Annotated in this window: 8 protein-coding genes; 5 read left to right on the top strand and 3 right to left on the bottom strand. The window is 44.1% G+C overall.

The genetic code is table 11. The features are described from left to right. Positions 1 to 219: 219 nt before the first annotated feature. From RIC07_RS33865 to RIC07_RS33845, 5 genes are all read left to right on the top strand, one after another. Positions 220 to 537 carry a hypothetical protein gene (locus RIC07_RS33865; protein WP_446398349.1) on the top strand — a complete coding sequence of 106 codons (318 nt, stop codon included), beginning with the start codon at positions 220 to 222 and terminating at the stop codon, positions 535 to 537. 133 nt (positions 538 to 670) lie between these two features. Next, positions 671 to 991: a hypothetical protein gene (locus tag RIC07_RS33860; protein ID WP_006100252.1), complete on the top strand. Its 321-nt coding sequence runs from the start codon at positions 671 to 673 to the stop codon at positions 989 to 991. Positions 992 to 1,124: 133 nt separating this feature from the next. Then, positions 1,125 to 1,304, top strand: coding sequence for a PEP-CTERM sorting domain-containing protein (locus tag RIC07_RS33855; RefSeq protein WP_446398350.1), 180 nt, complete (start codon positions 1,125 to 1,127; stop codon positions 1,302 to 1,304). 115 nt (positions 1,305 to 1,419) lie between these two features. Then, positions 1,420 to 2,133, top strand: coding sequence for a hypothetical protein (locus tag RIC07_RS33850; protein WP_446398348.1), 714 nt, complete (start codon positions 1,420 to 1,422; stop codon positions 2,131 to 2,133). Beyond that, positions 2,133 to 2,870, top strand: a complete 738-nt coding sequence (locus tag RIC07_RS33845) for a peptidylprolyl isomerase (protein ID WP_006100319.1) — start codon at positions 2,133 to 2,135, stop codon at positions 2,868 to 2,870. The genes RIC07_RS33850 and RIC07_RS33845 overlap by 1 nt, the downstream gene beginning before the upstream one ends. A gap of 87 nt (positions 2,871 to 2,957) precedes the next feature. Here the strand turns inward: RIC07_RS33845 and RIC07_RS33840 are convergent, their stop codons facing one another. The 3 genes from RIC07_RS33840 to RIC07_RS33830 form a co-directional block, all read right to left on the bottom strand. Beyond that, entirely contained in the window at positions 2,958 to 4,169 is a 1,212-nt protein-coding gene (locus tag RIC07_RS33840; protein ID WP_446398347.1) for a calcium-binding protein, read from the bottom strand. Positions 4,170 to 4,441: 272 nt separating this feature from the next. Continuing rightward, the gene (locus RIC07_RS33835; protein ID WP_446398346.1) at positions 4,442 to 5,356 is read right to left on the bottom strand and encodes a hypothetical protein; all 915 of its coding nucleotides are present in this window, start codon (positions 5,354 to 5,356) and stop codon (positions 4,442 to 4,444) included. A gap of 642 nt (positions 5,357 to 5,998) precedes the next feature. Next, positions 5,999 to 6,886, bottom strand: a complete 888-nt coding sequence (locus RIC07_RS33830) for a hypothetical protein (protein ID WP_446398345.1) — start codon at positions 6,884 to 6,886, stop codon at positions 5,999 to 6,001. Between the last annotated feature and the right edge of the window lie 955 nt (positions 6,887 to 7,841).

Genomic DNA, 7,841 nt, shown 5'->3' with positions numbered 1-7,841 from the left:
GAAGGCTACAATTCTAATGCTGAAGCCTTCTCCTTCACCTATACCGACCCCTACTTCTCTTCGGCAGGTGCAACCTCCATCTCTCAAAGCTAATACGGGTAGGAGCTACTAGTATTAGTCAAGATTAAACGAGTAGCTCCAGATCCCCAAATCGGCTCTTTTCAGGAAAGACAAATATCCCCAAAAGCACTATCAATTGCAAAACTAAGGAGAAAAGCTATGAACATTTCCGATCTCAATCACCTCGAAGTCGTTAGCGAAGACAACAAAGTTGTTGGTGGTTACTGCTGCTACGATCCCGATGAACTGAACTTCGATACCGATATCGATAAGTCTGTCAACATTAACATCTATGAGCGTGTCGATGTCTATAAGCGCTTATACACCTCTTCAACGGTTTATGGGAACAGTGCATTAGCTGAAGCTGATGCCTCTGCTGAAGGCTACGACTCTAACGCTGAAGCCTTCTCCTTCACCTATACCGACCCCTACTTCTCTTCGGCAGGTGCAACCTCCATCTCTCAAAGCGACTACTAAAATCAAGAGGGTTACGTTGTACAAGGAAGTGCTAAACAAGTAGCCTAGCTGTCTCAAGTTAACTCTTGGCGTACCCAATAACAGCAAACGTCCAATTTTGCCAACTAATTCACTGTAAAAAAGGAGAAAACTCATGAATATTTCTGACCTGAATCACCTCGAAGTCCTTAGCGAAGACAACAAAGTTGTTGGTGGATACTACGAGCTTGAATTCGATACCGATATCGATAAGGATGTAGACATTTCCCTCAATGAGTATGTCAATGTCTATAAGCGCTTATACACCTCTTCAACGGTTTACGGGAACAGTGCCTTAGCTGAAGCTGATGCCTCTGCTGAAGGTCCCCATTCTAACGCTGAAGCCTTCTCCTTCACCTATACTGATCCAAGCTTCTCTTCGGCAGGTGCAACATCTATCTCTCAAAGTGATAGCTATTGCTACTACTGTTACTAGAGTAGTCTAATTGCTACGGCGTCCCGCTTCCACTATCGGGACGCTTCTAATTATTGAATGGGCGCTCAATTAAGTAAGTCGCCATGGCTTAAAGTCGGGCGATGAAGAGCGCCATTAGTCATTTTCTGCTTTTATTGGCATCAATAACAGCACAAGCAACAATAGCACAAGTAACAGCACAAATGCCTCGTCTACACTTCCGGATACAGAAGCTGCGGCAGTACCTGAACCTTCAAGTATCCCGTTCCTTTTGGCTGGCTTGCTGACTGTAGGATTGAAACTTTGGTTTCAACCTAATCGGATAAAGATTTAAGCCCAGAACTCACAGCCCCTACTCTAGGGGAACGCTCACACAAAAGCAAGCTGACAAAACAGGGAGTTGTATCCAGTCAGAGTTCTCCATTGTTAAGGTAAGGAGCGATTTACCAATGATGACCAAATTATATTTAATATTAATCAGTTTAATTAGCACTTTAGTGGTTACTTTGCCCTGCTCAGCTCAGATAGTTAATGCAGGTGCTTCGAGTAGTTCATTCGTGAATTCCCAAGGTGCAGGTGCAACCAGCAGTGCCACAGCCACCTCACCTACAGGTACCAGTAGCAGTAGTCAGACGATTTTTGTACCTGGTGCTACCGTCAGTGGTGGTAGCAGTTCCGCTAGTGCCTCCACGAATGCTCCGCCGACAACCAGTGCTAATGTTTTCACAGATTCGCTGAGTAGTCCTAATCCAGGAGCAACGTTTACGCCCGGGGCTACTTCCAGTGGGGGTAGCACTTCAGCCAATACCTCCGTGAATACTCCGCCGCCAGCAACCACCACCGTTGCTCCCGGTTCCCTCAGTAGTCCTAATCCTGGCACAACAACTCCCTTGTCTCCAGCCGTTAATAATCAGCCAGGGTTTTCCCCCAGTGTCACCGCTAACCCGACAAGCGCTCCCCCGGCTTCTATTGCACCCTCTTCCCCCAGGGTGAGAGTAATCCTACCGAACCCCAGCATCAACAATCCTGCAACTACATTTATCAGCATCTTTTCCGCATCCAGCTTTGTCCAAAAAGATAGTAATATTTCCTACAGGGTTGTCGGTGTACCTAGCCGAGTTTTCCCAGGGTTAGGTTTAAGGAGAGTTCCAATCAATCGATAATGGTGGATACAGGCGCGTCCGTTGAGTCAGAAGAAATTGTTGAGTTTCTCAAACAAGACATACAGTATAAAAAAGTCTGTCATCAGATTTGGTCGCAACGAGTCATTGAGCGAGCGACTCAGGAACGAGGCATAGTCGTCACGCCAGAAGAAATTCAGGCGGAGGCAGATAAGCAACGTCAGGCAATGCACTTGGAAAAGGCGGCTGACACCTTGGCTTGGTTGGCGGATCAGAGGATAACACCTGATGATTGGGAAGCAGGAATTCGTCTGCGCTTGCTGACCCAGAAATTAGCCGATTGTTTGTTTGGCAACGAGGTAGAAAAGTTTTTTACTCAAAATCGATTAGACTATGAGCAAATTTTGCTCTATCAACTGATTCTTGCCTCTGAACCCTTGGCGCGAGAACTTTTCTATGAAATTGAAGAAGGGGAAATTAGCTTTTATGAGGCAGCCCACCTTTACGATATTGACCCAGAACGCAAGCGTCGGTGCGGTTATGAAGGAAAGGTTTACCGCTGGCGCTTAAAACCGGAAATGGCATCGGCAGTCTTTGCAGCGCCGATTGGCGAGGTAGTCGGTCCAATTAAAACCGATCTCGGTTATCATCTGTTACGAGCAGAAGAGTTTATCCCCGCCCAATTAACTCCTGAACGGTCTCAAGAAATTCTCAATCGCCTATTTGGACAGTGGTTAGAAAGTGAAGTAAACTACCTAATCCATAGTGAAAGCAGTTGAAAACCGAAGGGAAATCCTTTATCACTATGCTTACGTCCGGAAACTGTAGGGGCGCACCGACGTGCGCCCATAAAATCTTTGCCACGTTTAGGCGAAAACAAACGGATTAACCGTAATAGATGTAACTCCTTGCAAAATACCAATTACTTCAGAAGCACCATCACTGGGATTGATCGCGATCACAAATGCACTGTTCACACCGCCAAATGCTCCTCCCGCAAAAGTATAGTCGAACGAGCCATTTACCTGGAGTTTATCTAAACCATCTTGGAAGTCTCTGATTAAAGCATAATCACCAATGCCAGCAGCAGCATAGAAGACGTTATCGGCGTCACCAAGTACAAATGTATCTTGTCCGAAAAGTTGGGAGGGTAAACCAATGGCATCACCCCTCAAACTATCCACTTCACCGGCTCCTGTTCCCCCAGTACCATTGAGGACATCATTCCCGATTAGTCCTGTGAGAATATCATCTCCAATTCCACCAACAAGTATGTCATTGCCTGCATCCCCAATTAGCCGATCATCGCCGTTACCACCACTCAAGGTATCGTTATCAGTGGTAGAAAAAGGATTACTAGACAAACCGGCAAAAAGTAAATCGTCTTGTTCCCCGCCGAGGAGATTATCAGCACCTGCACCCCCCTCTAACGTATCCTGACCAGCACCGCCTTGCAGGTCATCATCACCGCTTTCTCCAAGGAGTAAGTCATCGCCGAAGCTAGCAAGAGCTGTGTCGTCGTCATCTCCACCCTTGAGGACATCATTGCCACTACCGCCCAGTAGTGTATCATCGCCGCTCTCCCCATTCAGGATATCATTAATACCTGTCAAGGTCGTGCCATCGTAATCGTAAGTGAGTGTACCGTTACCCTGACCAATACCCCCTAAAAGTCGGTCATTGCCAGCTCCGCCGTTGAGGATATCGTCACCACTACCTCCATCGAGTAAGTCATCCCCATCATGTGCAAAGAGCAAGTCATTTTCGCTGCCTCCAAACAGCTTGTCGTTACCAAATCCTCCTAATAATGTGTCATTTCCCTGATCACCTCTGATGAAGTCATCGCCATCTTCGCCAAAAAGCAGGTCATTTTCGCTACCTCCATACAGCTTGTCACTACCGTTCCCTCCGACTAAGGTGTCATTGCCTTGATCGCCCTTGATAAAGTCATCACCATCTGCTGCCAAAACCAGGTCATCGCCACGACGACCATAGATTACATCATTACTATTTGTTGCAGCAGGATTAGTGGTTAGATTGACGATATCATTGTTGCTGGTTAAGTTGAGAAATACCATTGGTTTAACTCTCCATTTATTGGATTTGTAATTTATTTCTGTCAATAGTGTAGATAAAATAAGCAGCAAAATGGAGCATCTTGAAAAATAAAGCTGCCATTTTGGCAGTCCTGTTTAACTAGCATATTATCTAGTTGTAGTCATTTTTTTTTACTATTTTTAATATTTTATTTTAATCAACAAAATAACCGGATCAACCTCCTAAATTCAGGCGATTGATCAGATATCAATTATTGGCTATAAATCAGACAATAATCTGCTTATACCTGTGACTACAAGATTCTCCTTCTTGATCGACAACCCATGCTGATAGATCTACCAGCTAGACTGAGCCAGCCACCAAATATTACTAACGCGAGAGTGCTAGCAGGCTCAGGTACTTGTGTCGATGCTTGAACCGTTGCTTTAGTTTCTTTGGTTTCTATTAATGTTAGATAAGTTGGGCGATCAAACTGACGTTGATAGGAACCCATCGCCAAGAGATCCGCCGACTCTTCCTCTATGTCCACACCAAAGTCTCCAGAGGGTAAGAATGTATTTAAGGTGAAGTTGTCGCTAGCGTCAACTGAGAATAAGTCATCCTCTCCTAAGGTGTTTAACTCCCCAGAGACTGAGAAGAAGTCAAAGACTGTTTGATTTGCCGGATTAGGGTCAGTTCCCCCTAACACCACTAATGATATATCAGCCGCAGCCGTACTCTTTTCCCCTGAAGTTGCCAGGTTAAAGAAAGCCGTAAAATCGAAAGAAAATGATTCCGTCGAATTCGGGGCTGGATTAAGAAGAAATTCTCCAATTACTGATGCTTCACTTTGGGCGAATCCGAAGAAGTTGTCTTGATCACCAAAAGCCTCACTCAAGTTTGTGTTTGTAGCAAAAGCTGGGGAATTCGTAAAAAACAGTGAATCCGCTTGGGCGATAGCCGTGGCTGAGTCTCCTGCCGATACGGAACTGGCATTTTCACCCTCATCTGCATCTAAAACTGAACCGACTGGTGTCATTGTCACCGTATTCGTCTTCGCTGAAACTGTAGAAGAATCAGGGCTTTGACTAAAGTTTTCTAGAAATACGTTAGCCTCAGCCGAAGCAAACGTTGCCGCCAGACTTGGTGAAACTAGCAATACCGAACTTGTTACTAATGGTGCAGCGAAGAACAATACGCTTTGAGCAAGTCTCAGTTCTTTTTTCATGATTTTTTCCTTGTCATCAATAGGGACAGCACAATCTCACGCTCGACATAGCGGTTATAAATATCGATGTGTTGGCAAGTAAATTAAACTGATTATTAACTGTTACTTATGAAACAATTAATAACAGCTTAGAGAATTAAATGACAGTTAGATATAGCCGAGTATCAGTAGACTTTAATTCTCGTAACTCCCAACGCTTTATAGTTGTATCCTATCCCTAATATAAATTAAATGGGTGAAGTTAATTTGAAAATAAAAATCTATTTTTAAAGGGTTTATGAATTGCTGAGTATCATACCAATTCTCCATAATGTTGCGCCATATCCACCCCCCTGTAATGGCGTGACAAAATTGTAGGTTGGGTAGACGCATGTTACTAGGGCGGAATCTAGGAACCAAGGTTCCCTACTACAAGCCGAATCTAATCTATCAATTTAGGTGTGCCACGCTAGTAGCCCTTGCTCAGGGAAACGGCAGGGGCGTGGGGGTGTATTCGTTGCACGATTAAAGAGAAATGGTATCAAATTAAAGCCTATCAATTATTTAGACTTAATCCAGGATGAAAAAGCATAATTAATCCCTAAATTAAAGGGATTAATTAAGGGATAATGTGTTGTTAAAATGGTCTAGGAAAAGCTATTCCTAAGAAAATCTACGTCTAGAGATCAAACCGACTAAGCCACTAAAAACCAATAAACCTAGAGTGCTAATCGGCTCGGGTACTTGTGTAGAGTCTTGAACTGTTGCCTTGGTTTCTTTGGTTTCTATGAACGTTAGATAAGTTGGGCGATCAAACTGACGCTGATAGGAACCCATCGCCAAGACATCCGCCAATTCTTCCTCTAAGTCCACACCAAAGTCTCCCGATGGCAAGAAGGTATCTAAGGTAAAGTTGTCGCTGACTTCAACCGAGAATACGTCATCCTGTCCTAGGGTGTTTAACTCTCCGGACACAGAGAAGATATCAAAAACCGTTTGATTCACCGGATTAGGATCAGTTCCGCCTAAAATTACTATGGATATATCAGCTTTCGCCTCACTCTCTTCTCCTGAAGTGATTAGGGTAGAGAAAGCCGTAAAATCAAAAGAAAATGTTTCCGTCGAATTCGGGGCTGGATTAATCAAGAATCCACCGGTTACCGACGCTTCACTTTGGGCAAATCCCAAAAAGTTTTCAGCTTCGCCAAACGCCTCACTCAAGGTTGTGTTAGCGGCAAAGGCTGGAGGGTTGGTGAAAAACAGTGAATCGGCTTCGGCGATAGCTGTTGCTGAGTCCCCTGCCGATGCGGAACTGGCATGTTCCCCCTCATCTGAATGTGAGATGACGTTGACGGGTGTCATTGCGATCGTATTCGTTTTAGCTGAGACCGTCGATAAATCTGGGTTTTTATTAAAGTTTCCTAGAAATACGTTGGCTTCCGCCGAGGCAAAGGTCGCTGCCAGAGTTGGTGAAACAGCTATGACTGAACTCGCGACTAGAGGTGTAGCGAAGAACAATATGTGCTTAACCAGTCTCAGTTCCTTTTTCATGAATTATCCCCTGATTATTAATCAATTATGGGCAGCCAAATTTATCGCTTAGCTAACTTATGCAAAACCCAGGTTTCACTAGCAGTAAGTCGGACTTATATCATGTCATGATCGATGATTTCCCATAATTGTGATGACCTAAAGCAAGGAGTTTCAGCCATTTTTATCAAGGGTACTTGAGCGGACATGATCGAAGTATGAACTGTTCATAGCTGCCAAGTCACGAACAGTTTCTCTACTCAATTGAGGGGTCTGTTCAGCAGAACTACAATTCGTTTAAGTTTCTTGCGTCCTCTGAAAAGGTCTGTATTAGTATTTTACTCATAACTGAACTTTAATGGATAAAGTTATCTTAAAGCTATAAAGCGATGATTTAAAGATTTTGTAAATTTGTTAGAGTGACGACAGCCTCTAAGTAGGGGGTGCAGGGGACGCTGGGGCATAATTTTGACGGGTAATACCAAGTTGCGTTCAAAGATAGCAGATAGAGTAGATGGGGTGAGGGGGAGATGGGGAGATTGGGGGAAAAAGAAAGCTATACATTATACGGCAACTGGGTATAAGTCTCAAAAGCTACCAGGTACGAGTTGCTGGAAGCAAGAATTAGCAAAGGTTTTGGCTTAACTTGATACCTAGGGATGAGATACCGACTCCACAAGACACCAGTGTAGATCGGCTGGCATAGGAATCTCCCGTTATTTTGGAGTCATGGGACACCAAGGATGAGCTTAACGATCGCTCATACCTAGGTCAGATGAATCAAATGGGTATTTCCTGTAGGCTAATAGCCGTAAATCTTTTGAGTATAACGCTGTTTATTAACATTTTGCATAGAAATCTTGACATTAATTCGTAAAGTTAACTAATGTAGCAGTCGGACAGGTTTATCGAAACGCTTTACATTTAGGTAGTTACACCAACTTCAGTCTCTTAACCAGAGTCAAAGGAACAAGAG

Source organism: Coleofasciculus sp. E1-EBD-02, from assembly GCF_040218245.1.
Taxonomy (GTDB): domain Bacteria; phylum Cyanobacteriota; class Cyanobacteriia; order Cyanobacteriales; family Coleofasciculaceae; genus Coleofasciculus.
This window is presented reverse-complemented; position numbering and strand designations above follow the sequence as displayed.

Bases quoted from the DNA above. Each gene is read 5' to 3' on its own strand.
- RIC07_RS33865 (WP_446398349.1), top strand. From the start codon at position 220: ATGAACATTTCCGATCTCAATCACCTCGAAGTCGTTAGCGAAGACAAC.
- RIC07_RS33860 (WP_006100252.1), top strand. From the start codon at position 671: ATGAATATTTCTGACCTGAATCACCTCGAAGTCCTTAGCGAAGACAAC.
- RIC07_RS33850 (WP_446398348.1), top strand. From the start codon at position 1,420: ATGATGACCAAATTATATTTAATATTAATCAGTTTAATTAGCACTTTA.
- RIC07_RS33845 (WP_006100319.1), top strand. From the start codon at position 2,133: ATGGTGGATACAGGCGCGTCCGTTGAGTCAGAAGAAATTGTTGAGTTT.
- RIC07_RS33840 (WP_446398347.1), bottom strand. From the start codon at position 4,169: ATGGTATTTCTCAACTTAACCAGCAACAATGATATCGTCAATCTAACC.
- RIC07_RS33835 (WP_446398346.1), bottom strand. From the start codon at position 5,356: ATGAAAAAAGAACTGAGACTTGCTCAAAGCGTATTGTTCTTCGCTGCA.
- RIC07_RS33830 (WP_446398345.1), bottom strand. From the start codon at position 6,886: ATGAAAAAGGAACTGAGACTGGTTAAGCACATATTGTTCTTCGCTACA.